Genomic DNA, 23,478 nt, shown 5'->3' with positions numbered 1-23,478 from the left:
TCACCGCCACCGGCGCAGGCCGACGGCCGCACCGACGAGGACGACCGCGCCCCCACCCAGCAGGAGGACGGGCGCGCCGCCGGAGCCCTCAGTCGACGACGCCGTCTCCTCTTGCTCGTAGCTGACCGTCGTCGTCCGCGTGACGCGGGTCTCGTCGACCACGTAGCTCACGCGCAGCGGGATCGTCACGGTCCCGTTCTGCGTGGGCGTCGCACGGACCTCGAACGAGGAGAAGTCGCTCGCCGGCACCGAGCCGACGAAGAACTCGGACTTCGAGGCCGCCGGCCGGACCGACTCGCCGGGGGCCACGCTGACGACGGCCCCGGTGACGTTGCTGCCGCCGACGTTGCTCGCGCTCCCCCGGACGACGATGCCGTCGCCGGCCTCGGAGAGCTGGACGCCGGTCAGCCGGAGCTCGGCCGGGTTGGACACGCGCTCGGCCGTGGTCGAGAGACGCCGGGTGACGGTCCGGTTCTCACCGTCGGCGGTGACGTAGGTCAGCTCCGCCGTCAGAGTCTGTCGTCCCGGCTCGACCTCGCTCGCGGGGAAGGTGAACGTCGTCTCGTTGCCCGCCGGGAGCCGGGAGGCGACGCGGCGGTCGTCGTCGAGACGCAGGGCCGCGTCCTCGTCGTGCAGCGTGAGCGTGGCCGCGCGGACGGAGTCGTCCAGCCCGTTCGAGACGGTCAGGGAGAGGTCCGTCCGGTTCGCGACGGAGACCGGGGCCGCGGAGAGCGAGAGGTCCGGGTGTGAGGCGGCCGCCCGCTCGATCTCCGGGGTGAACTCCCGGGTCACCGTCCGGTAGTCGCCCTCGGCGGTGACGTAGCCCAGCTCCGCGGTCAGCGTCCGCTGTCCGGGTTCGACCTCGTCGGCCGGGAAGGTGAACGTCGTCTCGTTGCCCGCCGGGATCGTCGGGGCGACCCGGCGGTCGTCCGCCAGGGAGAGCCCGTCGCCCTCGGGAGTCAGCGCGACGGCGACGCTCCGGACCGACTCGGAGCGCCCGTTGGCGACGGCCACCGTCACGTCCGTCTCGTTCTCCGGGCCGACCGGCTCGGTCGACAGCGAGAGCGACGGGTCGGGTGCCGCCCGGACCGTCACGTTCCGGGTCAGTTCGTAGCTCTCGCCGTCGTAGGTGTCGATGTCCAGGTGGACGACGCCGGTCGTCTCACCGCTGTCGGCGACCTCCATCGAGAGGTTGTACACCTTCGCGTCGCCGTCGGCGGTGGCCTCCGTCGTCTCTCGGTCCGTGTGGAGGGTGCTGTTGTCGGCGGTCCCGTTTCGCAGTTCGACGTGATCCACGTAGAACCCACCGCCGTCGTCAGCGGGGTTCGTGACGCGCACGTTGACGGTGACGTTCTCACCCGGCGCGGGGGTCTCCGGGGAGACCGACGTGTCGACGACGACGACGCCGGTCGCCCCGGCGTCCGCCGATGCGACGGGTACGCTGGCGACGCACGCGGCGAGGACGGTGAGGACGAGCAGCGGTCGTCTCATCCGCTCACCTCCCGGCGACGGGCTGGCTGGCTCGGCTGTACCTCGGTCGGCGAGGACTGTCGCGGGGACATCTCACTCGGAGTGGCGTTCCCCTTCGACATATCAATCACAGCGCTGTTTCACGCCCGGACACAGTGCGTGACCAGTCGGTGTGCGCTCGGCTGCGAACCGGGCGACTCCCGCGGACTGTGCACAGAATGCGGCGACCGGGATTTGAACCCGATGGCGAGACTCGCTTCGCTCGTCTCGCGTGCTCCAACTCCCGCCGTACTGCACTCGCTCGTCACGTCCGTTCCTCGCAGAATGCGGCGACCGGGATTTGAACCCGGGCCATGAGCTTGGAAGGCTCAGGTCCTACCACTAGACCATCGCCGCTCTCGCCGTTCGCGGCGTCGTTCGCAGTTCCCGCGGAACCGCTCGCCATCGCCGCGCTCGTTCACTCGCGTCGGTACGTTCGCTCGAGTGACGGTACGACCCGGGGTAGGACCGCGGGGTACCGTACGGTGGCACGACCCTACGAGGGCCGACACCGCGGAGGGCGAACGTGTCCGATGGTACTCGGATGGAGATTAAGGGCCTTTCCCTTCGGGTTCGACGACGGCGTAGCAGTTGCCGCTGGAGACCTCGAACGAGCGCAGGGCGAGCCCGGCCGCAGCCACGTCCGCCCGGAACTCCGTCGGCGCGTAGATGTGGTAGAACCGCGGGACGGTCTCGCCGTCGGGGAGCGTCCAATCGAGCGTCGTGTCGAACCCCGTCTCGGCGTCGGCCGGCGCGTCGAAGCGGTCGTGGGCCGTGCTCCACGCGCTGACCAGCGCCCGTCCGCCTGGCGCGAGAGTCCGGGCGAGTTCCCGGAGGCTCGCCCGACGGGCCTCGACACTCGGGAGGTGGTGCAGCGTCGCCACGTACGCCGCGAGGTCGACGGCCGCGTCCCGGAGCGGCAGCCGCGTCGCGTCGCCCTGCACCAGGTAGGGCCCGGGACCGAGGCGGTCGCGGGCCTCGGTCAGCAGCGCTCGGCCGGCGTCCAGCGCGACCACGCGGTCGGCGACGTCGGCCAGCAACTCGGCGTGGCGGCCGTTGCCACAGCCGAGGTCCAGCGCCGTCCCGCCGCCGTCGGCGTCGGCGACGAACGCCTCGACCTCCGGCCACGCGTGTTCGCGGGTCTTCGAGAAGTGCGCGCCGATGGTCTCGTAGGTGCGGCGCACGCCGGCCCGCGAGCGGTCGTCCATACCTGCCCCCAGCGCGACCGGGGCCTTACGGATTTCGACCGTCGCCGACTGCGGCGCGGTCTCGGCGTCAGTCGCCGATCTCCGCGTCGAACGCCTCCTGAGAGAGCCGTTCGAGGAGGTCCTTCACGTCCGCCGTCGTCTCGTCGTCGATACCGTCGATCGCCTCGACGCTGTGGGCACCGCCGTGGGCCGTCTGGAGCGCGTTCTCGTTGAGGGTCCCGTCGGGGTCGACGACGGGGAGGTGCAGATCCGAGAACGCATCCGGCGGGAACCCCGACGACGAGAGCACGAAGTGGTCGTCGACCTCGCCGAGATCGTCGGTGTCGAAGTCCGACAGCCGGGGCGCGTCCCACTCCGCTGTCGTCGTCCCCGAGTAGTCGGGTTCGTGGACGTCGTAGTCGGTCATCGTGGCGTCGATCGGCTACTCGCGGGTCGGAAAATAGCGTTGTGCCGGCACCTGAATCGGGGCCGACACCACCCTCGACGCGTCCCCGGTTACGCGTCGTGGGACTCGGGGTAGGCCTCGGCCAGCAGTTCGGGGCGGTCGGTCAGGCGCTGGCGCACGGGGTCGATGACCTGCGAGATGGCGTCGGCGACGGCCGGCTTGAGGTCCGCCGGGTGGAGCTCGCCGCTGACGAAGTCCGCCTCGACGCTCCCGTAGTCGGTGTAGGTCAGGTCGCCGCCGTACTCCTCCGGGCGCTCGACGACGAAGGGCTCGTCCTCGACCGCCAGGATCGGGAAGACGAGGTGGTCGAGGTACTCCAGGACGCCGTTGTCCTCGACCTCGCCGGCGGGACAGTACGCCTGGCCGATCTTCTCCTCGACTTCCTCGGGGGAGTCAGTGAGGTTCACCTTCGAGGCCTCGTCGGAGGCGCTCATCTTGCCGCCGGAGAGCCCCGACAGCAGCGGCGCGAACAGACAGACCGGTGACTGGCCGCCGTGTTCGGGCAGGACCTCGCGGGAGAGCATATAGATGCCGCGCTGGTCGACGCCGCCGTAGGCGATGTCGGCGTCCAGCGCCTTCACGTCCAGCGTCTGCATCAGCGGGTAGATGAGCCCGCCGAGGTTCGGGCTCTCGGACTCACGGACGACCTCGCTGGCGGCCCGCTGGGACCGGGCGATGGTCGTCTCGGCGGCCATCCGGTACATCTCCAGCGTGTACTCCTCGTCCAACTGGAAGTCCGTCCCGCGGACGAACTCCACGTCGTCGGGGTCGGCACCGGCGGCCTCGATCATCCCCTCGATCGCGACGCGGTAGTACTCCGAGCGGGCGTCCAGCAGGTCGAAGGGGCTCTTCTCGTCGTCGAGGTGGGCGTGCAGGTCGGCGATCAGCACCGTCACGTCCACGTCGGCCCGCAGGAAGTCCGCGAGCTTCCGCATCGTCGTGAAGTGGCCGATGTGCATCTCGCCGGTCGGCGCGTAGCCGATGTACGCCGACGGGCTCCCGTCCGCCAGCAGTTCCTCCAGCTCCTCCTCCGTGACGACCTCCTGCGTGTGCCGGCTGACGAGGTCGAGTCGGTCGGCGGTATCCATACGCCCCCGTCCCCGCTCCGGCGAGTAAAGCGTTCCTTTGTCGGCCCGCTCAGGCCGGGTCGTCGGGCGCGGGCGTCGTCGGGTCGCCGGCCTCGCTGGTCGCGGCGACGTAGCCCCGGGCGAACATGTGGTAGGCCGCGACCTGGCCGTAGAAGACGAAGAACGCGCCGACGAGGATCAGCGTCAGCACCGCACCGACCCCGGAGACGACCAGCAGGGCGACGTAGGCCTCGACGACGGCGACGACGTAGATGGGGCGGCGTGCGGCGTCGGCGACGGCCCGGACCTCGAAGGCCGCGCGCAGCCGCCCGGTCGTGGCGAGCCGAGTGAGCGCCCCGGGAACGAGGTAGGCCGCGGCGACGCCGGCGAACAGGCCCAGTACGGTGATCGCCGTCCCGACCAGCTGCGGGCCGACGGCGGGCGTCACGACGCCGACGAGGACGAGCACCACGGGGACGAACGCGTAGGCCACCTGGACGGCGATGGCCCGCGCGCCGTCGAGGAACAGGTCCGGCCACTCCCGGAACTCCGGCGTGTTGGGGTCGCCCGCGGCCGTCGCCCGGAGGACCCGCAGGAGGTACCCCTGGACCGGGATCAGCGGGACGAACGTCACCGTCCCGACAAGCGTGAGGACGCTGCCGATCACGAGCGTCCAGAGCCAGCCCGGCCCGGACTGGGGGTACCGGATCGCGTCGCGGAGCATTACCGGGGACTGTCCCGTGCCGGCACTTATAGCCGCCGCTGTGCGCTCGCCGTCGAGTCCGGCGGCGACCGGGGATCCCCGTCGCGGCCGAACCAGTCCCCACCCGTGCCCTCAAGCCGCTCGGGCCCAACAGTCGCGTATGTACACCGGGAAGACGGAGAAGGCGTGTTGCCTCTGCGGGAACCCGAAGACGGAGACGCGCCTGGACCTGCCGCCGCGGGCGGTGCCGCTGCTGAAACACTCGGAGGCGATCGCGTGGCGCGACATCGTCGGCGAGGTGTCGATCTACTTCTGTGCCGACGACTGGACCACCGTCCGGGACCTGGTGCTGGAGACGGGGATGAGTCCCCTCCCGCGGTGCAACGTCGCGCGGGCCTCGTTCGACCTGCGGGAGGACTTCGAGGCGCTGCTGAACGACGTCCGCGACGAGCCCGACCACTCCGAGCTGGAGGCGGAGATGAGACGGGAGATAGAGGAGACGCTCGCCAATCGGGACGACCCCTACGTCGAGGAGCGCGACGTGGTCGAGGCCCGCGTCAGACAGTGGGTCTTCGAGGACACGGCGGTCGACGACGACGCCGGGGCGGAGGCGTAGATCGGGGACCGAGCCAGCACCGCCCCACCGGCGTGACCGCCCGCCGGCGCGGCGAACCGTCCGTATCCAAACTGTTTTGAACACCACCCGCCGTTTGTCAACCGATGACTGTCCGCGTAGGCATCCTCGGGGCCACCGGGGCCGTCGGGCAACGGCTCATCCAGCTGCTCGACCCCCACCCCGACTTCGAGATCGCCGCACTGACCGCAAGCGAAGCCAGCGCCGGAAGCTCCTACCGCGAGGCCGCGAAGTGGCGCATCGACGCGCCCATCCCGGAGGACGTGGCCGACATCACCGTCGGCGCGACCGAGCCCGACGCCGTCCCCGACGACGTGAGCCTCATCTTCTCCTCGCTCCCCTCCGGCGTGGGGGCCGAGGTCGAACCCGACTTTTGCGAGGCCGGCTACGTCGTCTCCTCGAACTCCTCGAACGGCCGGATGGACGAGGACGTGCCGCTGATCATCCCCGAAGTCAACGCCGACCACGTCGGCCTGCTGGAGGTCCAGCGCGACGAGCGCGGCTGGGACGGCGCGCTGCTGAAGAACCCGAACTGCTCGACGATCACGATGGTCCCGCCGCTGGCGGCGCTGGACCGCGCCTTCGACCTGACCGACGTCCGGGTCTCGACGCTGCAGGCGGTCTCGGGCGCGGGCTACTCCGGCGTCACGTCGATGGAGATCATCGACAACGCCATCCCGCACATCGGCGGCGAGGAGCAGAAGATGGAGACGGAGTCCCGGAAGCTCCTCGGCGACTTCGACGGGGCCGAGGTACGGCTCAACGACGCGGACGTGGCCGCCTCGTGTAACCGCATCCCGACGCTGGACGGCCACCTGGAGAACGTCTGGGCCGACACGGCCGAGGACGTGACCGCGGCCGAGGCCGCGGACGCGATGGCCGACGTGAGCGGCGTCGACCTCCCGTCCTCGCCCGAGCGACTCATCAGGGTGTTCGAGGAACCCGACCGCCCCCAGCCGCGCCTCGACCGGAACGTCGACGGCGGGATGGGCGTCGCCGTGGGGGGGTTCCGCGAGACGACCGACGGCGTCCAGTTCAACTGCCTCGCGCACAACACGATGCGCGGTGCCGCCGGTGCGAGCGTCCTCAACGGCGAACTGCTCGCCCAGCGCGGCTACCTCTAGTCGAGCGCGAGCCGCAGGCGGTCCCGCAGTTCCGTCGGTGAATCGTACCGGTCCGCCGCCTGCCGCGCCATCGCTTTCGCGAGCACGTCGTCGACGTCCTCGGGCAGCGACTGCGACGCCTCGCTGGCCGGATCGACGTCCCCCTCCCGGATGCGGTCGGCCAGGTCGGAGGTCGACGCGAACGGCGGTCGGCCGGTCAACAGGTAGTAGCCCACCGCCCCGGCCGCGTACACGTCCGTCGCCCGACCCACCGTGTCCGCGGTCGCCGGCAGTTGCTCCGGTGCCGTGTACGGCGTGACCGGCGCGTCGCCGACCGCCTCGTGGACGGCCCGGGTCAGCCCCCAGTCGCTCACCGTCGCCGCGGTGCCGTCGTCGTCCTCGAACAGCCCGACGCAGTCGGGCGTGAGACCGTGGTGCTGGACGTTGTACCGTCGCCCGGTCGTGAGCGCGTCCACGACGTGCTCGAACACCCGCTCGGCGGCCGACAGCGTGACCGCGCCCTCGACGGCCGACAGCGGGCGACCGCGGCGTTCGGCCGCGAGCCAGGGCCGCGGGTCCGTGCCGGTCTCGTAGACGGTCGTTACCGCGCGGTCCGAAGAGATGCCGGCCCACCGCGTCGCCACGCCCTCGAAGGCGTCGGCGGCGTCGACGTCCGGTGCGAGGGCGAGATACGTCGCCGGCTCCCCGTCGTACTGGCCCTCGTAGCGGTGGACGGGACCGTCCTCGGACAGCGAGCCGGTGACGGGGAGGCCGGTCGCCGACGCGAACGCGGCCGCCGCCGTCCCGTCGGCCGGTGGGGAGTACGACGCCGCCGTGGTCGTCCCGCCGCCGGCCGCGTCGTCGGGGGAGTCGTCGCCGTCCCCCGACGCGGTCGACGGATCGGCGTCGTCCGGGCCCTCGGTGGGTTCCGGGTCGTCCCCACCGGCGACGACCGACCTGAGTCCGAGCGCGCCGAGCAGCAGCCCCGTCCCGCCGCCGACGCCGAGGAGTATCTCGATCGGGAGTCCCGCCCCGCCGGTGAGCGACTGGAACGGGCCGCCGGACGGCTCGACGGCCGCGGCCCGGTCCTCCTCGGGCCGCGTGGTCGCTTGCACCGCCGCCGTCGGCGTCTCCTCCGGCGTCGGCGTCGGCGTGGGTTCGGGCCGACCGACGGCGATCAGTTCCGCCGGGCGGTCGTCCTGTGACCCCGCGAGGAGGACGAGGACGCTGTTCCCGACGGGGATCGGCGTGCTCGGCCGCGCCGTCACGTCTTCGGGGTCCTCGACCAGCGGGACCTCCCAGGCGAGCGAGCCGTCGGCCTGATCGTAGGCGCGCAACTGCAGCGTGTCCTGCGTGACGGTGTAGAGCTGGCCGCTCCCGCCGGCGGTCCGTGGCGACGACGACTCGATCGTCGTCGTCCACTGCTCGTCCCCGGTTCGGGCCGAGAGGGCGGTGAGCGTGTCGCCGACGATCGCGTACAGCGTCTCGTCGGTCGCCGTGAACCACGTCGTTCCCCCGACCTCGCGGGACCAGACCTCGGTCCCGTCGCCGGGATCGTACGCGCGGATCGACTCGCCCCCGGAGACGACGAACCGGCCGGCAGTGAGTGTCGGCACGAGGAAGGGGGCCGAGAACGACGACTCCGTGCGCCACACCTCCTCTCCGGTCCGGAGCGAGAAGGCCCGGGTCCCCGACCGACCGCCGACGAACGCTCGGTCACCGTCAAGCACCGGCGGGAGGGTCAACCGGTTCTCTACCTCGCCCTGCAGCGCCACCTCGCCGGTTGCCTCGTCCAGGACCGCGTAGCGGTTCTGGGTGCTGCCGACGGCGACGTACCGATCGCTCGCGATCGGCGCGATCGGTTGGCGGTCGAGGGACTGCTCCCAGGCCGGGGACCAGTCCGAGGGGTCGAAGGCTCGAACGGTACCCGACCCGGTGCTGAACGCACGGCCCTCCCCGCCGAACAGGAGGGTTCCCTGGAGCCCGTCGACGCTCCGGCCGATCGTCTGCTCGCCGGTCGTGAGGTCGACCCCGAACAGCGTCCCCCGGACCGGGAGAAACGCCGTCCCGTCGCGGACCGTGAGTCCGTTCACGGACGCCGTCTCCGCCGTGTACCGCCAGCGGACCTCCGGGTCGTCGGTCGGTCCCGTCGCCGTCGGGTTCCAGTAGGTCAACCGGGCGTCGTGGCCGAACATCGGCCAACTCCCGTTGGCCGCCCGGGCGTTCGTCGAACCGGACGCACCCAGCGCCGTCCCGGCAAGGCCGGCACCCAGGAGCCGCAGGAACGTCCGCCGCTCGGTCGGAGAGCTGTCGGGGCCCATTTGGCAAGTAGTTATCTAGTATCACGCATAAAACCGGGCGGCTCGGGACGACCGCTGGTCCCTCACGTGTCGATCTGGTTCCGGAGGCCGTCCCACGACCCGGTCTCGGCGGCCCGCTCGACGTTCTCCGCGACGATGTCGGCGAGGCGCTCGTAGTAGTTGGGGGTGTGTCCGGCGTTGTGGGGCGTCACGAGGACGTTCTCGAAGTCCCACAGCGGATGGTCGTTCGGGAGCGGTTCGGGGTCGGTCACGTCAAGCGCGGCCGCGCCGAGGTGGTTCCGCCGGAGCGCGTCGATCAGCGCGTCGGTGTCGACCACCGGCCCGCGTGCGACGTTGACCAGCACGCAGTCGGGGGCGAGCGTCTCGAACACCTCGGCGTCGACCAGGTGCCGGGTCGTCGCCGTCAGCGGACACGCGAGCGCGACGTAGCCCGCGCCGGCGACGGCCTCGTGGACCGACTCGTACCCGTACACCTCGTCGGCCGGCCCGCCCTTCTCCGGGGAGTGCCGGACCGCGACCGTCTCGACGTCGAAGCCACCGAGCCGGTCGAGGATCGCCTCGCCGATGGCACCCAGGCCGACCACACAGACCCGACTGCCGGCGAACTCGGAGGCCTGGAACGACTGCCACACCCGGTCCCGCTGGCGCTCGCGTGCGGCGAGGAACCCCCGCGTGAACGAGAGCCACGCCCCGAGGACGTACTCGGCGACGTTCGGCCCGTGGACGCCCGAAGCGGTCGTCAGCGCGACCCCGTGCTCGTCGAGCGCCGACAGCGGGAGGTGGTCGTAGCCGGCGTATGTGCTCGCGAACAGGCGCAGCGAGTCCGCCCGCGCCAGCGAGCGCTCGTCGATGTCGCTGCCGGTCACGACGGTCGCCTCGGTCACGAGGGCACGCTCCTCGTCGGGGGTCCGTGCGACCTCGATGTCGCGATCCGGGAGTCGGTCCCGCAGCGCGGTCGCGTACTGGTCGACGGCCATCCCGTGGACTCCCTGGCGGAGCACGACGATGTCTGTCATAGCGACACCTGCACCCGACAGCGACAAAACGCTGACGCCGGAGAAACAGTAGGTTTTAGCCGACGGCGGGGCAGTCCAGCACGCATGGAACACGTAGACGTGGCCGTCGTGGGCGGCGGGCCGGCCGGCTCCTCGGCCGGCGAGGCGGCGGCGGCCCACGGGGCCGACGCCGTCGTCCTCGAGAAGGGCGTCCCCCGCGCCGACCGCGACGGGCCGGGCCCGGACTCGACGGACGCCGCGGGACTGCTGGACTACTGGTTCGACATTATGGGGTACGACGCCGAGGAGTTCCCCGAGGACGTGATCCTCAGCGAGCTCTCGGGTGCGAAGTTCCACGGTCCGAACAGCCAGCTCGTGATGGAGTCGACCGGCATCGAGTCGAGCCACGACGGCTTCGGCGTCACCTTCCACCGGGCGAGGTTCGACGACTGGCTCCGCGAGCGGGCGGTCGAGGCCGGTGCCGACTACCGCGTGGGCGTCAGCGTCACCGGCGTCGAGTCGGACCTCTCGTCGTCGCCGCGCCACACCGTCTCGCTCGCCGACGGCGAGGACGTCGCCGCCGACTACGTCGTGCTGGCCGACGGGCCACAGCGGACCGTCACCGGCGGCACCCTCGACCAGTTCCTCCCCGGCGGCCGGACGATGGCCGACGTGATGCCGTCGAACGAGGCCAACCACATCGCCTACCAGGAACACCGCCGGATGCCCGAGGAGCTGTTCGACTCCGAGTACATCGAGTTCTGGTGGGGCGTGATGCCGGGCCACACCGCCTACCCGTGGATCTTCCCGAACGACCCGCCGGTGGCCCGCGTCGGCCTGACGATGCCCATCGGACTGGACATCGACGACTACGACGCCCGCGACTGGGCGCTCCTGCGGGAGGAGGACACGAAGATCCCCCGCGGGAGCGAGTACGTCGAGCGCCTCATCGAGCGACAGTTCCCCGAGTACGACCTCGCCGACTTCCCGCTGGTCGAGGACCGCGGGAAGGCCAAGGGGACCGAGACCTACCCGATCTCCTCGACGCGGCCCATCGAGTCGCCGGTCGAGGCCGGAGTCGCAGTCACCGGCGGCGCGATGGGCGCGACCTCGGCGTTCCACGAGGGCGGCGACCACGTCGCGGTCCGGACCGGGAAGCTCGCCGGCCGCCTCGCCGCCGAGGAATCCCTGGAGCGGTACAACGACGAGTGGCACGCCGCCATCGGCGACGAGATCCTTCGCAACGTCACTTTCGCCGACATCGTCGGGGGCTGGGGACCGACCGACTGGGACCGGGCGTTCGACACCGCCGCGGGCTTGCTGAACGCCGACGGGATCGAACTCGCCGCGGCGGTCCGGGGCGGCGTCAGCGGCCTGTCGCTGTTCGGCCAGTACAAGTGGGGGAAGTTCCGGAACCGCGGCGGGCGGTACGTCCAGTTGCGCGAGGACGACTACGCGATCTGAGCGTCACGCTTAGGTGGCCGACCGCGCTACGTCGACTGCGTGCCTTCACTCCCCGGCCGAGGCCCGTCCCCGGGACGATGACAGACCGGAGAACCCGGGCACGCGACACCGCGCGACGGCACCGCCGTCGCGACGCTGGCACTCCGCTGGGTGCCCGCCCGGCACGAGGGTTTGCCGGCCGACCTGGCACGCCGCCCAGGATGACGCCGGTCGTTAGTGTTCCGGGCGTACATTTCATATACACTATCAGAAATGTACAAAATAATATATTTTCCTTCAGTCACTATCTACGGTTGAAATCGGTTCTCCCGTAGCATCCGCTCTTCCTGCCGGGTTTTGGAAACAGTCGATGACGAGGAGCGTGGAATGAGGTCTGCCGGGAGTACTGCCAGTTGTCAGCTTCAGGTGACCGTGCGGAATACAAAGCGCATATCGGTCATCGGTTCGGGCCACGTTTTCACCGACTCGAATCGGTGAATCCAGGCTACCTATCGGTCTCATTTTGGAGGAGTCAGAATACGGTTCAGAGCAAGACGAGGAACACAGTCAGCCAGCCACAGACAATAACGAGTCCACCCAGCATCGCGACCGTGGTGTACCCGATGATATCACGGGCACGTAGGTCGGCGATAGCGAGGAGCGGAATCGCCCAGAACGGCTGAATCATATTCGTCAACTGGTCGCCAAGCATCTCGATGATGACGGCCTGCTCGGGGCCGTAGCCGAACCCGGTCGTGATGTCCAGCATAATCGGGCCCATCGCGACCCACTGCCCACCCCCCGAGGGGATGAAGATGTTGACGACCCCAGCCACGAGGACGCCGACCACGGGCCAGGTGGCTGGTGTGGCGAACGCGCCGAAGAACTCGACGATCACCGTCGCCAGCCCGGTTCCCGTCAGCAAGCCCGCAATACCGGCGTAGAACGGGAACTGAAAGATGATGCCGGAGATGTTGGTGACGCTGTCTTTCATCTGGGCGACGATAGCTGTCGGACGGACCCATAGGAGGATTGCACCCAGGAGAAAGAGCGCATTAATGCTGTTGAGCGTCAGGTTCGAGATTCCACCAGCCCGGAGAAACCACGCGTTGACGACGAAGAACGCGGGGAAGACGGCGATGGCCAGCCCGATCAGCCGCGAGTCGTTGAGGCGGTCCGCGACGGAGCGATCGGCCGTCCCGCCGTCGGTCGTCGAGTCTGCCATCGCCTCGGTGACTACCTGGTCGATGTCACGGTAGGTCGCCCGAGGTAGCTCCCGAATCCCGTCCTCGGGATGGAGCAACCCCATAATAACCGGGACGACGACAAGAAGCGTGCCAGTGGTCACGGTGTTCGTCCGACTGCCAATCGTCTGCGCGAGCGGGATGCCATCTCTGACGTACTCGGGGAAGGTGGCCGGGATGAGCTGTGGATCGGCCATCAGCAGGCCCACCGACGAAGACAACCCACCGTGGAACACCATCAGACTGGTGTAACCAGCTGCCGCCAGCAGCGGGTAGTGGACGGTGATGCCTTTCTCCTGGCACTCATAGGCGACGCGTTTGGCCATAATGGCGCCGACGATGAGGCCGATTGCCCACGAGACCACAGCGGCAACCATCGCCACGAATGACGTGAACCAGACGGCGGTGAACCGTGAGTTCGGCAGTCGTGCCAGCCGTTCGAGGCCACGCGTGAACGTCGGCGATTTCGCGATAGCGTCGCCGGTCATCAGCAGGACCGAGATGGCAGCCATAAACGGGAGGAGGCTCCAGACGCCGCCGGTCCAGGCGATCAGAGTCGCCCGCGGACCCGCCCCGGTCGCCAACGCGGCGCCGCTGGCGACGAACGTGAGGACGATGGCGATGACGTAGGGGTCGGGGATGTATTGCTCGGAGAGATCCGAACATCGCTCGCCGAACCGACGGAGCACGCTGAGCACACCGGCGAGACACCGACCGCAGTGAAAAATCGACCGGTCGGTGAACAAGTACATACACCCGGCTCCGAAATGGGAGGTAGATGAATGACGACCCGACGAAGGTCGCCATCGCCTGTCAGGGTGGCGGCAGCCACACGGCGTTCACCGCCGGGGCGCTCCAACGACTCCTGCCGGAGATCTGTACGGCGGGCTACGACATCGTGGGATTCTCCGGGACCTCTGGCGGTGCCGTTTGTGCGCTGCTGGGCTGGTACGGGACCGTCAGCCCGGATCACGCCCCCAGCGCGCTGCTCGGAGAGTTCTGGAACGACCTGAAAGCCCGCCGGCCGGCCGAGCGGTACCTGAACGACCTCGCGGTCGGGGCCGCCGAGTTACGGACCATGGGGGTTCCCTTCCCGCAGTTCAGCCCCGGGCAGACCCCCGCCGGCGCTATTGGGCAGCGACAGTTTCGACGCCTCCTCGAGGAGTACGTCGACTTCGAGCACGCCCGCGAGCTGAGTACGGTCGTCCGCGAGCGCGAGCGCCGCGAGGGGGTCATCCACCCGGCCCTGCTCATCAGCGCCATCGACGTCTTAACCGGGGAGTTCCGCGTGTTCCGCGGGCGGGAGATGCGACCCGAGGCCATCCTCGCCAGCGCCGCCGAACCCGGGCTGTTCGGCGCTGTCGAAGTCGACGACCGGCAGTACTGGGACGGTCTGTTCTCGAAGAACCCGCCGGTCCGGGACTTCTCGACGACCGAGGACATCCCCGATCCGGACGAGGTTTGGGTAATCCAGATCAACCCCTCCGAGCGGTCGAGGGTACCACGCTCGCTCCACGATATCGAGGACCGACGTAACGAACTCAGCGGCAACACCTCCCTCGAACAGGAGGTAGCGTTCATCGAGCAGGTCAACGAGTGGGTCGACGCCGGCTACCTGCCCGACCGGTACACCCACACAGACATCGAGCGAGTCCAGTTCGACGAGGAACTCCGCTGGTCGACGAAACTCGACCGGTCGCCCGCGTTCATCGAGGCGCTATTCCGGACCGGTCGCGAACGGGCCAACCGGTTCCTTACCGAACGATACGACTGAGCGGCGCGGAGTCGGGCGAGTCAGTCGAGGGTCTACCGCGAGTCGCTGTTCGCGGACTCTCCCGCTCGCTCTTCCGGCGACGGTCCAGCTCGGAGCACGCCACGCCGCCGGAGTTCGACCGCACCGAGTACGGCGAAGAGTAACGCGCCGACGGCGAGATTCCGTTTCCGGGAGCGTCGGGTAGGCTCATCGCGGTCCGTCTGCGCCGGCGTGTCGTCGCCATCCCGGGCGGCCGATCGCCTTCCGCACGGGTCGAAAACAAGTGGCATACCTGTTTACTCGCAGCCAAGCGCATCAAACTCCGGCCACCGGTCTGGCTCAGTAGGTCAGGCTCATACCGCCCTCGTGGGTCATATCGCCGCCGTTGAGGTGACTGCTGTGGTGCGAGCACCCCATCACGAAGAGGTTCGCCACCTCGTAGGGCTCCATCATCTCTTTGACGCGGGTGCGTTCGAGCATCACCTTCTCGACCACTTCGTCGACGGTCATATTCCGGCGGTCGGCCGTGTCGGGCAACTGCTTCGCGACCAGTGCGGTCTTGACGTAGGCGGTACTGACGGTGAACGCCCGAACCTTCCCCTCGCCCTCGGCGGCGATGGATTGAGTGAGTCCCCTGAGGCCGAACTTGGTCGTGTTGTAGGCGACCTTGTCTTTCGTGACAATGTGGCCGTGGACCGAGCACATATTCCCGACGACGCCGCGCCCGTCGTCGTTTGCGCGGAAGTGCGGGAGACAGTGTTTCGTGAGCAACAGCGGCGCCCGCTGCATCACGTCGTGCATCAGGTCGTACTTCTCGACCGGGAACGATTCGATGGGTGCGACGGTCTGGATGCCGGCGTTGTTGATCAGGTACCGCAGCGACCCGTGGGCAGTCGCCTCCTTGACAATACGTTCGAGGTCGGCGTCGTCGGTCAGGTCGGCGGTGACAGTGACGATATCCCCGGGGAGGCCGAGGTCCTCGGCTTCCGCCTCGACGGCCGCGAGGCCAGCCTCGTCCCTGTCAGTCGCGAGGACCGTGAGGCCGTTGGCGGCGAAGGCCAGCGACACCGCCCGGCCGATCCCCGCCCCGCCACCGGTGACGATGGCGACGTTGTCGGCCGCGTAGTTCGGGTCGTCGATCGTCAGGAGATCGTCGCGGGTAACCTCGCTGGGTCCGTACTTCGCCATCGCCTCCTCAACGGTCATATCTGCCATACAACGCCAGTCGTCGCTCTCGGTGTAATAACTACCGACGGTGGGTCATCGCCGCAAATGACCTCTGTGTGTCGGCACCTGCACGGGACCACTGACAAAACCTGCCCCCGCGGCAGCGAGTGGTCTTGCCGGCCACGCTGTGCCTGTCTCGCTTGTCTGCCACCTGTGGCCGCGGCTGTCCTTCCCTCCTCTCGAACTCAGCGAGACCGATGATACGCTCACTCCCCGACGATTGGACGAGAGTCTATGACAGTAGCAGGCGCGGGAGGTCTGCGTCAACGACTCTTTCGCCGTCAGAACCGCTTGGACTGATGCACCCTCTGTCACGGCCACGTCGGTGCTGCCAGTCGTCGGATAGTTCGTCAAGGTCGTGTCGCATACAGAGCGCGAATTTACTATCTTTCCATAGCCGAACTCACCTCATCAGTAGTGAGTCCGATGACGGCGCCGAGGAACATCGACAGGACAGCAGCGAGTGTTTCGCCAGCAAGCCCAGTTAGGCCGACGGCAGTCGCTTCGGCGGCGTGGACACTGAACATAGTCGCATAGCCGAAGAAGCCACCCGGTGTGAAGGACAACAGTGGGACGAACTCGTGAAGACTCGCGAGAAACATAAACACCCCCACGACAACACTGAGAGCCACAACACCACCTCCCAGAAGTCTATCCACGACCACCAGCGTCAGCGCAGCATAGACGATTCCGGTGGCGTTACTCGCATAGCCCCGTGCAAGTCCGTCTATTCCGTCTCCGGCAGCGTAAAACGTCGCCGAGGCAATAAACGACGGCCAGAGTGGGAGACCGAGGCCAGCAACGAACGCGTACGTCCACGGGACTGAGGCTAGTCCAAACACCACCGCAAGTGCCCACGTGCCGTTCCACTCCCGAACTCGCTCCCAACGAACGGTCTGCATACAACCGTCTCGTAGCGCCGCCCACATACCGATGCTGCACTCACCCTCTGCATCGGCCAAGCCGTTACTGACAGAAGTTGAGTAGTAAATACCGGTACTGGATACGGGACACAAATCAGACAAGAGTACTACTGAGCCGCTTTCGCCGTTCATACGTTCTCTCCTTGGATATCTGGGCATCTTTATCGGTGTGAGAGCCTTGGATCCAGCCATTCCAAAACCGTCCTATCGCTCAGTATCAGCCGGACTGTACCGTCGAACGATAGTTTACTTATCCAGTAGTTTCCACGGCAACCTGCGCCCCCACTTATAACTCGCCCGATACCGCACTACGGGGTGTTATGTTCAAAGCTAGCGACGCCGGCGCAGGCCTGGCGAAGGGTTCCCCAGGAGTGCTAGTCGTGACTAGTCCGCTGCCGTCTTCCTTGTACTCCTTGCCGGTTCGGCAGGGGGAGACGAATCGATGATTCCGCCGCTCCAAACCAATACCCCGTCCAGAGCCGGCTTCATCGGTGAATTCCTGACGGACTTGGGACTTCCCCCGCAGCTTGCGAGCGCGATCGGCTCGGCTGCAGTATTCATTATGGTGTTCGTGACTGTTTATATCATCGGCAAGGTTGCCATCCTGCCGCTGATCGCGAGACTGCTCGACCGGCGCGGACTTGACGAGCATATCCGCAAGCCGCTCACCCTCTTGGCCTACGCAGCACTCCTGTTCGTGGCTATCGGGCTAGCATTCGCGCTCGCCGGATTTGGGAACATCCTCGTGGCGCTGTCAACTATCGCCGCCGCGGCGACCCTCGCTATCGGCTTCGCGATGCAAGATGTAATCAAGAACTTCGTCGCTGGCGCGTTCATCTACACAGACAAACCGTTCCGTACCGGCGACTGGATCGAGTGGGAGAGCAACTCCGGCTATGTACAGGATATCAGTCTGCGAGTGACCCGTGTCCGGACATTCGACAACGAACATCTCACAGTTCCGAACTCTCAGCTTACTGATGGCGTCATCAAGAACTACGATAAGAACGGGACCCTCCGTCTGAAGTTCGTCTTCCGTATCGGTCTCCGGGACGATATCGACGAAGCGATGGACATCATCCTTGATGCGGCGCGAAGCCAAGACGGAGTCTTAGATGACCCAGAGCCGTCGGTGAAGCTGATCGAAATTAATGAGGCATCTTTCGGCTTGCAGAGCCGTATCTGGATTAGTGATCCCGGGGAGTCGGACTTCCTGGGCATCCGCGGCCGGTTCATCCAGCGGGTAACCGAACGATTTGAAGAGGCCGGCATTACTATCCCGTACCCTCATCGGACCATCGAGGGGTCGCTAGAGACAGGCCAATTGGAGCGTCCTGACGCCGTCTCGGACGACTGAGCGTCGGATTATTGGCCCTTGCGCAGTCATCTTCACGGTGTTCCGCTGGATTGTCATCCTCTTCAGGTCTATGTGGTCATCAACTAGAACTCGCACGCTTAGGCCTTCTCGTGGAGGTTTATGAAAAGATACAAGCAGGGAAGGGAGTTGTATCGGTGGGTATTGCTGCCGGGCTGGTGTGCTGCATACACCCTCTATATCTCGCACGTCGATTCTGACAGTGTTCGGTGAGGTTTCTGCAGTCGTGCTCCAGACTGGGCGCATCGCCAACACGTTCGATACTCGGAGTTCCCGGACACACCCAGTATTTCGACGCTGCTGGATCGAACCGTTCACTTGCAACTCCAACTTCCAGTCCGCTCGTTAACGGCCCGTCTTTAGCGTACGTCCGATACTCATACCTTCGAAGAGAGAAACCAATAGGTTCGTTCGGTGTGATGCTCCACTAATGACCGACCCGCTCTGGTATCCGTCGGTCGACGACGTTCTCGACATCCACGAGGACATCGTCTCCGAGTATCCGGACACCAGTCCCGGCGTCCAGCGCCGCGGGGACATCGAATTCGCGCTGGCGTACGTCAGCGAAGGGAGTTTCGGTGCGGTCCCCGAAACGATTCACGAGAAGGCGTTTCATCTCCTTCGGCTCCTCGTCGCCAATCATCCGTTCGTGGACGGCAACAAACGTACCGCGCTCAACACGGCGGTCGTCTTCTATCTGCTCAACGGGTATCGGTTCGAGTACGACGACGAGATCAGAGAGATACTGAAGCAGTTCGGGACGGACGAGACGGCGGTCGACGAGGACGACGTGCTCGAATATCTTCGAACGAATACCGCCGATGTCGACCTGAACGAAGTCGTCGCAGAGTGGCGAGGCGACCTCGTCGAATACGGGCTCGATCAACTCTCCGACGACGCGACGGACCCGAACGATTAACCCGACTCGTAGACAACAACCACTTATGGCGACAGACGAGCAGACTGGCGACCGCACGCCACTCGACGACGTGATGGACGACATCCGTCGGGAACTGGTGTTGCGGGTCGCCAAGGCAGACCGGGACGAACACCGCGACATCTACGACGCGCTCGAAGACGAGTAAGTACCCACGTAACTCGGGTTTTCACCTACCGTCTCTTTCGTGTTCCACTTTCGCCGAGTATACTAGTAGTTTCTCGCCCGGTAGTGTTCCGGGCGTACACTTTCGAACTACCGTAGAGACGTCTCGATCGAGTCGACGACCCGGTCCGCGAACCGGTCCGTGACTCGTCCCTGCCACGCGACGAGATCCGCGCCCCGGGCCGGTAGACCGAACACGGGCGTCATCCGGATGTGTGAGAAGCACGAGCACGAACCCGTCGGGCGGAGTGCACCGGCGAGCAGAGGGCGACGGGGGGCTCAGAAGAGGCCAGTGATGAACCCGAGACCCATAACGACGAGCACGACCGCGGAGAGCACCGGCAGGTACGGCGTGTACTGTTTGACCGTGTCCTCGTAGTGTTCGTAGCCGGCCACGAGGAGCATCGTCAGGCCGACGATCCCGAGGATCACCGTGATCGCGTAGGCGCTCATCAGTTCGAGGCAGTAGTTCGAGCCGGCACACATCGCGATGATCTCGAACTCCTCCTCGTGGGCGAACCCGAGGACGAACGCGAACCACGCGATGCCGAAGAGGCCGCGGTTCGCCGCCTCGTCGAAGTCGCCGTGGTCGTGTGAGTGGCCGCCGCCGGTGACCAGCTCCCCGACTCGTGCGACCAGGCCCGACTCGGCTGGCTCGTCGTGATCGTGATCGTGGCTGTGGTCGTGCCCATCGTCGTGGTCGTGATCGTGGGAGTCCCCGTGGCCGTGAGAGTGGCCGGTGTACTCTCTGACTCCCAGGAGGACGAGGAGGACGCCGGCGACGAGGCTGACCGGGCCGCCGATCCGGACGGCACCGAAGAGCGTGATCGGGTCGTTGACCTGGGTCAGGCTGAAGTACGATTTCGCGTAGAAGAACACGGCCACCATCGCGAGGCTGCTGACGAGGTGACCGACACCGAGGATGAAGCTGGACGCCAGCCCGTAGAACCACGTGTTCGCCTGATCGAGCGCGTAGGACGCCGCGACCGGCCAGCCGTGTCCCGGTTCGACCCCGTGGACGGCCCCGAGGAGGACCGCCCCGACCAGGAGCCCGAACGCGTCGTTGTGTAACACACCGAGAGGGCAGTAGCGACGCGGGCTTAGGGGTTGTTATGACCGAGTCGGGGGTCGCGTAATAACGGCCGTTAAACGCCCGTCAGTTCAACACCCGGTATGCGCACGAGTCTCAACATCCCACGGGAGCTACTCGACACGTTCGACGAGACCTGGGAGGCCGAGGGGATGGAGTCCCGATCACGGGCGGTCAGGGAGGCGATGCAGGAGTACGTCGAGCGCCATCAGACGATCGAAGAACTCGAAGGCGAAGTCGTCGCGACGATCGTCTTCGACTACGAACACACCCTCGTGATCGGGGACCTCCACGAGATCCAACACGAGTTCCAGGACGTCATCGAGACGACGAGCCACTCCCACCAAGGCGAGTGGTGTCTGGAGGGGGTGTTCTGTCGCGGGCGAGCCGCTCGGATCCGCGAGCTGGCCTACCGCCTCCGGGACTTCGACGCCGTCGGCCGCGCCAACGTCACGTTCCTCCAGACAGACTGAGCCCGCCGCCGCCCGGATCTCGACTCGTCGCCGTCGTGACGCCGCCAGGCGAGACACCGGCGGGTCTGTCGGTCCCGGGCTGTGCGCAGCGAGCGCGTGATCGCTCAGGCCAGCAGCGCGCTCTGCGGGAGCTGGTCGCCGAACCTGACCACGACGTACAGCAGCGTGAACAGCGTCGCGTTGTATGCCCCGTGGATGAGCGACGGGACGACGATGTTGCCGGTGTACTCGTAGGCCGCCCCGAAGACGTGTGCGGGCACGAGGAGGACGCCGAGGGCCGCGAGGTTCCCCAGGGGGGACCCGCCGGAGAGCGCGACCCAGTGGAGGCCGGCGAAGACGACGCTCGGGAGGACGACGCCGGGGATCGGGTCGAACACCTCGCGGATGCGGCCCTGCACGACGCCCCGGAACAGCAGCTCCTCGCCGGGGCCGATGAGCAGGAACGACGCGGGGATGAGCACGAGCAACACCTCGGGGTTCTGCATCCCGATCTCGGCGGCCCGGTTGGTCCCCGTGTCGACCTGGAGGCTGGAGAGGACTGCGGACCCGACGATGGCACCCACGAGCGCCGTCCCGTAGCCGCCGGCGACGACGAGCAGGTCACGGAGGCTCGGCATCGATGCGGGGATGTCGAACGTCGGGCCGTCCCCCGAGAGGCCGAGCCGCGACCGGACGGGGGGCGCGATGCGGGGCCGAGCCCCCCTGTAGGCGAAGGCGACACCGCCACAGCCGATCCCCTGGACGAACACCAGTCCGAGGACGATACTGAGCGCGGGCGACACCGTGAGACCCAGGCCGTAGACGAGGACGGCACCGACGACGGCGGTCAGCAGGAACCCCAGCAGGAGGCCACCGGCACCGAGTCCGATCCCGGCGACGATCGCGATGGCCGACTGGAGGAGGGGACGCTCGGGCGAAGCTGTTGCCATACCCGCCCTTGCGGCGTCGGCCTGATAACAGTTCGCCGTTCACCCCGCGAGGCCGACGATCTCGAAGCGGGCACCGCCCTGTTCGCTCTCGCCCGCCCGGATCTCCCAGCCGTGGGCCTCGACGATCTGTTCGACGATCGCCAGCCCCAGCCCGGTCCCGTCCTCGGCCGTCGAGACGCCGGAGTCGAACACGTCGTCGCGACGGGCCTGCGGGATCCCGGGGCCGTCGTCGGCGACGTAGACGCCCGGTTCGTCGGTGGTGTCGCCGACCCGGATCGTCGGGGCCTCACCCCCGTGGGCGACCGCGTTCCGGAAGAGGTTCTCGAAGACCCGTCGCAGGCGGTCGGGGTCGCAGTCGACGGTCCGTGTCGTCGTCACATCCAGCGTCGCGTCCCCGTCGGCGACGGTGTCCCAGGAGTTCTCGATCAGGGTCGCCAGCGGCACCCGTTCGGTGTCGGTAATCTCGTCGCCGTCCCGAGCCCAGGTCAACACGTCGTCGATGATGTCCGTCATCCGGGCGTGTGCGGCCTCGACGCGCTCGATGTGTTCTTCGGTGTCGCCCTGTCCCTCCCGGACGAGCTCCAGGTGGACGTTCGCCAGATCGAGCGGCGTCCGCAGGTCGTGGGAGACGATGGAGGCGAACTCGTCGAGCCGTTCGTTCTGTCTCGCCAGCGACTGTTCCCGAGCCCGCAGCGTCTCTTCGCGCTCGACCTGCGCCAGCGCGGACTCGACGGTGGTGGCCAGCACGCGCCCGAGCGAGAGGTCCCCCTCGTCGAACCCGTTCCGGGCGGTCGAGGCCGCGACGAGGACGCCGTAGTCGGCCAGCGGGAGGACCATCTCCGACCGGATCGGCGTCGACGGGTTGAGGACGTCCGGGTCGTCCCGGACGTCGTCCCGGAGGATCGGCTCCCCCCGTTCGTAGGCGCGCCACGCGATGCTGTCGCCCGCGGGGAACGTCGGCGGGTCGCCCAGGACGGCCTCCGTTCTGTCGGTCGTGGCGACCGGCACCAGTCCCCCCGCATCGGCGTCGTAGCGGTGGATCGCGTTGATCTCGTGGTCGAGGACGTCACGGGCGGCCGCCAGCCCCGTCGAGAGGACCTCGTCCGTCGAGGACGACTGCATCAGCCGCCGGGCGGTCTCGTGGAGCGCGGTCATCTGGTCGTGGTGGGCCGTTCGGTCGGTGATGTCGAGGTAGAACCCGACCGCAAGCGTCGCCTCACCCCCGCCACGGACCGGGAGCCCGCGGAACAGGAACGTCCGGCGGTCGCCGTCGGCCGTCTCGCGCTCGACCTCGCGGCCGACGGTCTCGCCGCGGGCGACCGCCTCGGCCATCGCCGTCGCGGTCGAGTGGTCGTCCGACGGCACCAGCAGGTCGGAGACGCCGGTCCCGACCACCGACGCGGCGTCGTAGCCGAACAGGGTCTCGAAGGCCTCGTTCGCGCGGCGGATCGTCGGGTCGCCGCCGTCGACCGACGCGACGACCGCCGGGTCCGGGAACGACGAGAGGAGCGCCCAGTCGATCGCGTCGACGCGGCTCTCCTCCGAAGCGCCCGCCCGGTCGCGGACGACCTCGGCCAGCCGGTCGTCGGTCGCCTCGGCGGCGACGTAGCCGTCGACGCCGGCGTTGAGCGCGTCCGCCGCGAGCCGCTCGTCGCCGTCGTCGGCCAGGAGGACGTACGGGACTCCAGTCCCGGCGACGAAGCGCTCGTAGAGGGTCACGCCGTCGCAGTCCGGCAGCGACGCCGGCGCGACGACGCAGTCGACCGTCGACGGATCGATCGCGTCCGCGAGCGCTCCGGCCTCGACCGCCGTCGCCTCGACGTCGTCGAGTCCGGCCAGCGACGCGGGCACGCACCCGTCCGCCGTCACCGATACGTAGAGAACACGGAGGGGACGGGTGGCCATTACACGTCTGTAGACGGAGCGACTACAAA

21 protein-coding genes and 1 tRNA gene are annotated in these 23,478 nt (G+C 67.7%); 8 read left to right on the top strand and 14 right to left on the bottom strand.

The features are described 5' to 3' along the window. From P0592_RS14320 to P0592_RS14295, 6 genes are all read right to left on the bottom strand, one after another. Complete coding sequence (locus P0592_RS14320) at positions 1-1,491, bottom strand: COG1361 family protein (RefSeq protein ID WP_276271584.1); 1,491 nt, start codon at positions 1,489-1,491, stop codon at positions 1-3. A 304-nt stretch (positions 1,492-1,795) separates the two neighbouring features. Beyond that, positions 1,796-1,866, bottom strand: a tRNA-Gly gene (locus P0592_RS14315). Between the two features lie 194 nt (positions 1,867-2,060). Further along, entirely contained in the window at positions 2,061-2,717 is a 657-nt protein-coding gene (locus P0592_RS14310; protein ID WP_276271583.1) for a class I SAM-dependent methyltransferase, read from the bottom strand. 67 nt (positions 2,718-2,784) lie between these two features. Beyond that, positions 2,785-3,123 carry a hypothetical protein gene (locus tag P0592_RS14305; RefSeq protein ID WP_276271582.1) on the bottom strand — a complete coding sequence of 113 codons (339 nt, stop codon included), beginning with the start codon at positions 3,121-3,123 and terminating at the stop codon, positions 2,785-2,787. Positions 3,124-3,212: 89 nt separating this feature from the next. Beyond that, complete coding sequence (locus P0592_RS14300; protein WP_276271581.1) at positions 3,213-4,250, bottom strand: tyrosine--tRNA ligase; 1,038 nt, start codon at positions 4,248-4,250, stop codon at positions 3,213-3,215. A gap of 49 nt (positions 4,251-4,299) precedes the next feature. After that, positions 4,300-4,953, bottom strand: a complete 654-nt coding sequence (locus P0592_RS14295) for a DUF4013 domain-containing protein (protein WP_276271580.1) — start codon at positions 4,951-4,953, stop codon at positions 4,300-4,302. A 139-nt stretch (positions 4,954-5,092) separates the two neighbouring features. On the opposite strand from P0592_RS14295, the gene P0592_RS14290 reads away from it, so the two are divergent. Both P0592_RS14290 and asd read left to right on the top strand, forming a co-directional pair. Beyond that, positions 5,093-5,548: a DUF7960 family protein gene (locus tag P0592_RS14290; protein ID WP_276271579.1), complete on the top strand. Its 456-nt coding sequence runs from the start codon at positions 5,093-5,095 to the stop codon at positions 5,546-5,548. A gap of 104 nt (positions 5,549-5,652) precedes the next feature. Next, positions 5,653-6,690 (top strand): aspartate-semialdehyde dehydrogenase, encoded by a 1,038-nt coding sequence (asd, locus tag P0592_RS14285; RefSeq protein ID WP_276271578.1) that lies wholly within the window; start codon positions 5,653-5,655, stop codon positions 6,688-6,690. On the opposite strand, the gene P0592_RS14280 is transcribed toward asd, so the two are convergent. Then, a complete protein-coding gene (locus P0592_RS14280) occupies positions 6,687-8,990 on the bottom strand; it encodes an outer membrane protein assembly factor BamB family protein (protein ID WP_276271577.1) in 2,304 nt (767 codons plus the stop codon). The genes asd and P0592_RS14280 overlap by 4 nt on opposite strands. Positions 8,991-9,052: 62 nt before the next feature. Continuing rightward, positions 9,053-10,006, bottom strand: a complete 954-nt coding sequence (locus P0592_RS14275) for a D-2-hydroxyacid dehydrogenase (RefSeq protein WP_276271576.1) — start codon at positions 10,004-10,006, stop codon at positions 9,053-9,055. Positions 10,007-10,090: 84 nt separating this feature from the next. On the opposite strand from P0592_RS14275, the gene P0592_RS14270 reads away from it, so the two are divergent. Then, the gene (locus P0592_RS14270) at positions 10,091-11,449 is read left to right on the top strand and encodes an NAD(P)/FAD-dependent oxidoreductase (RefSeq protein WP_276271575.1); all 1,359 of its coding nucleotides are present in this window, start codon (positions 10,091-10,093) and stop codon (positions 11,447-11,449) included. 523 nt (positions 11,450-11,972) lie between these two features. Here P0592_RS14270 and P0592_RS14265 read toward each other — a convergent pair. Then, positions 11,973-13,424 carry a TIGR00366 family protein gene (locus tag P0592_RS14265; RefSeq protein WP_276271574.1) on the bottom strand — a complete coding sequence of 484 codons (1,452 nt, stop codon included), beginning with the start codon at positions 13,422-13,424 and terminating at the stop codon, positions 11,973-11,975. 26 nt (positions 13,425-13,450) lie between these two features. Here P0592_RS14265 and P0592_RS14260 point away from each other — a divergent pair, with 26 nt between their 5' ends. Continuing rightward, entirely contained in the window at positions 13,451-14,446 is a 996-nt protein-coding gene (locus P0592_RS14260) for a patatin-like phospholipase family protein (protein ID WP_276271573.1), read from the top strand. Between the two features lie 318 nt (positions 14,447-14,764). Here P0592_RS14260 and P0592_RS14255 read toward each other — a convergent pair whose 3' ends face one another. Together P0592_RS14255 and P0592_RS14250 are read right to left on the bottom strand one after the other, a co-directional pair. Continuing rightward, positions 14,765-15,631, bottom strand: a complete 867-nt coding sequence (locus P0592_RS14255) for an SDR family NAD(P)-dependent oxidoreductase (RefSeq protein WP_276273941.1) — start codon at positions 15,629-15,631, stop codon at positions 14,765-14,767. Positions 15,632-16,035: 404 nt separating this feature from the next. Beyond that, positions 16,036-16,554, bottom strand: coding sequence for a DUF1097 domain-containing protein (locus P0592_RS14250; protein WP_276271572.1), 519 nt, complete (start codon positions 16,552-16,554; stop codon positions 16,036-16,038). Positions 16,555-17,017: 463 nt separating this feature from the next. Here P0592_RS14250 and P0592_RS14245 point away from each other — a divergent pair, with 463 nt between their 5' ends. The 3 genes from P0592_RS14245 to P0592_RS14235 all read left to right on the top strand — a co-directional run bounded on the left by P0592_RS14245 (position 17,018) and on the right by P0592_RS14235 (position 19,035). After that, positions 17,018-17,932 (top strand): mechanosensitive ion channel family protein, encoded by a 915-nt coding sequence (locus tag P0592_RS14245; RefSeq protein WP_276271571.1) that lies wholly within the window; start codon positions 17,018-17,020, stop codon positions 17,930-17,932. Positions 17,933-18,380: 448 nt separating this feature from the next. Beyond that, positions 18,381-18,869 carry a type II toxin-antitoxin system death-on-curing family toxin gene (locus P0592_RS14240; protein WP_276271570.1) on the top strand — a complete coding sequence of 163 codons (489 nt, stop codon included), beginning with the start codon at positions 18,381-18,383 and terminating at the stop codon, positions 18,867-18,869. Positions 18,870-18,894: 25 nt separating this feature from the next. After that, positions 18,895-19,035: a hypothetical protein gene (locus P0592_RS14235; protein ID WP_276271569.1), complete on the top strand. Its 141-nt coding sequence runs from the start codon at positions 18,895-18,897 to the stop codon at positions 19,033-19,035. A gap of 296 nt (positions 19,036-19,331) precedes the next feature. Here the strand turns inward: P0592_RS14235 and P0592_RS14230 are convergent, their stop codons facing one another. Continuing rightward, positions 19,332-20,126 (bottom strand): hypothetical protein, encoded by a 795-nt coding sequence (locus tag P0592_RS14230; protein WP_276271568.1) that lies wholly within the window; start codon positions 20,124-20,126, stop codon positions 19,332-19,334. A 99-nt stretch (positions 20,127-20,225) separates the two neighbouring features. On the opposite strand from P0592_RS14230, the gene P0592_RS14225 reads away from it, so the two are divergent. After that, the gene (locus P0592_RS14225) at positions 20,226-20,615 is read left to right on the top strand and encodes a CopG family ribbon-helix-helix protein (protein ID WP_276271567.1); all 390 of its coding nucleotides are present in this window, start codon (positions 20,226-20,228) and stop codon (positions 20,613-20,615) included. Positions 20,616-20,719: 104 nt separating this feature from the next. Here P0592_RS14225 and P0592_RS14220 read toward each other — a convergent pair whose 3' ends face one another. Next, a complete protein-coding gene (locus P0592_RS14220) occupies positions 20,720-21,544 on the bottom strand; it encodes a CPBP family intramembrane glutamic endopeptidase (protein ID WP_276271566.1) in 825 nt (274 codons plus the stop codon). 39 nt (positions 21,545-21,583) lie between these two features. After that, the gene (locus P0592_RS14215) at positions 21,584-23,449 is read right to left on the bottom strand and encodes a receiver/sensor box histidine kinase (RefSeq protein ID WP_276271565.1); all 1,866 of its coding nucleotides are present in this window, start codon (positions 23,447-23,449) and stop codon (positions 21,584-21,586) included. Positions 23,450-23,478 lie beyond the last annotated feature (29 nt).

This window comes from Haloarcula litorea (assembly GCF_029338195.1).
Lineage (GTDB): Archaea > Halobacteriota > Halobacteria > Halobacteriales > Haloarculaceae > Haloarcula > Haloarcula litorea.
Note: the sequence above shows the minus strand (reverse complement) of the source record. Positions and strands in the feature narration are given on the sequence as shown.

Bases quoted from the DNA above. Each gene is read 5' to 3' on its own strand.
- P0592_RS14320 (WP_276271584.1), bottom strand. From the start codon at position 1,491: ATGAGACGACCGCTGCTCGTCCTCACCGTCCTCGCCGCGTGCGTCGCC.
- P0592_RS14310 (WP_276271583.1), bottom strand. From the start codon at position 2,717: ATGGACGACCGCTCGCGGGCCGGCGTGCGCCGCACCTACGAGACCATC.
- P0592_RS14305 (WP_276271582.1), bottom strand. From the start codon at position 3,123: ATGACCGACTACGACGTCCACGAACCCGACTACTCGGGGACGACGACA.
- P0592_RS14300 (WP_276271581.1), bottom strand. From the start codon at position 4,250: ATGGATACCGCCGACCGACTCGACCTCGTCAGCCGGCACACGCAGGAG.
- P0592_RS14295 (WP_276271580.1), bottom strand. From the start codon at position 4,953: ATGCTCCGCGACGCGATCCGGTACCCCCAGTCCGGGCCGGGCTGGCTC.
- P0592_RS14290 (WP_276271579.1), top strand. From the start codon at position 5,093: ATGTACACCGGGAAGACGGAGAAGGCGTGTTGCCTCTGCGGGAACCCG.
- asd (WP_276271578.1), top strand. From the start codon at position 5,653: ATGACTGTCCGCGTAGGCATCCTCGGGGCCACCGGGGCCGTCGGGCAA.
- P0592_RS14280 (WP_276271577.1), bottom strand. From the start codon at position 8,990: ATGGGCCCCGACAGCTCTCCGACCGAGCGGCGGACGTTCCTGCGGCTC.
- P0592_RS14275 (WP_276271576.1), bottom strand. From the start codon at position 10,006: ATGACAGACATCGTCGTGCTCCGCCAGGGAGTCCACGGGATGGCCGTC.
- P0592_RS14270 (WP_276271575.1), top strand. From the start codon at position 10,091: ATGGAACACGTAGACGTGGCCGTCGTGGGCGGCGGGCCGGCCGGCTCC.
- P0592_RS14265 (WP_276271574.1), bottom strand. From the start codon at position 13,424: ATGTACTTGTTCACCGACCGGTCGATTTTTCACTGCGGTCGGTGTCTC.
- P0592_RS14260 (WP_276271573.1), top strand. From the start codon at position 13,451: ATGAATGACGACCCGACGAAGGTCGCCATCGCCTGTCAGGGTGGCGGC.
- P0592_RS14255 (WP_276273941.1), bottom strand. From the start codon at position 15,631: ATGACCGTTGAGGAGGCGATGGCGAAGTACGGACCCAGCGAGGTTACC.
- P0592_RS14250 (WP_276271572.1), bottom strand. From the start codon at position 16,554: ATGCAGACCGTTCGTTGGGAGCGAGTTCGGGAGTGGAACGGCACGTGG.
- P0592_RS14245 (WP_276271571.1), top strand. From the start codon at position 17,018: ATGATTCCGCCGCTCCAAACCAATACCCCGTCCAGAGCCGGCTTCATC.
- P0592_RS14240 (WP_276271570.1), top strand. From the start codon at position 18,381: ATGACCGACCCGCTCTGGTATCCGTCGGTCGACGACGTTCTCGACATC.
- P0592_RS14235 (WP_276271569.1), top strand. From the start codon at position 18,895: ATGGCGACAGACGAGCAGACTGGCGACCGCACGCCACTCGACGACGTG.
- P0592_RS14225 (WP_276271567.1), top strand. From the start codon at position 20,226: ATGCGCACGAGTCTCAACATCCCACGGGAGCTACTCGACACGTTCGAC.
- P0592_RS14220 (WP_276271566.1), bottom strand. From the start codon at position 21,544: ATGGCAACAGCTTCGCCCGAGCGTCCCCTCCTCCAGTCGGCCATCGCG.
- P0592_RS14215 (WP_276271565.1), bottom strand. From the start codon at position 23,449: ATGGCCACCCGTCCCCTCCGTGTTCTCTACGTATCGGTGACGGCGGAC.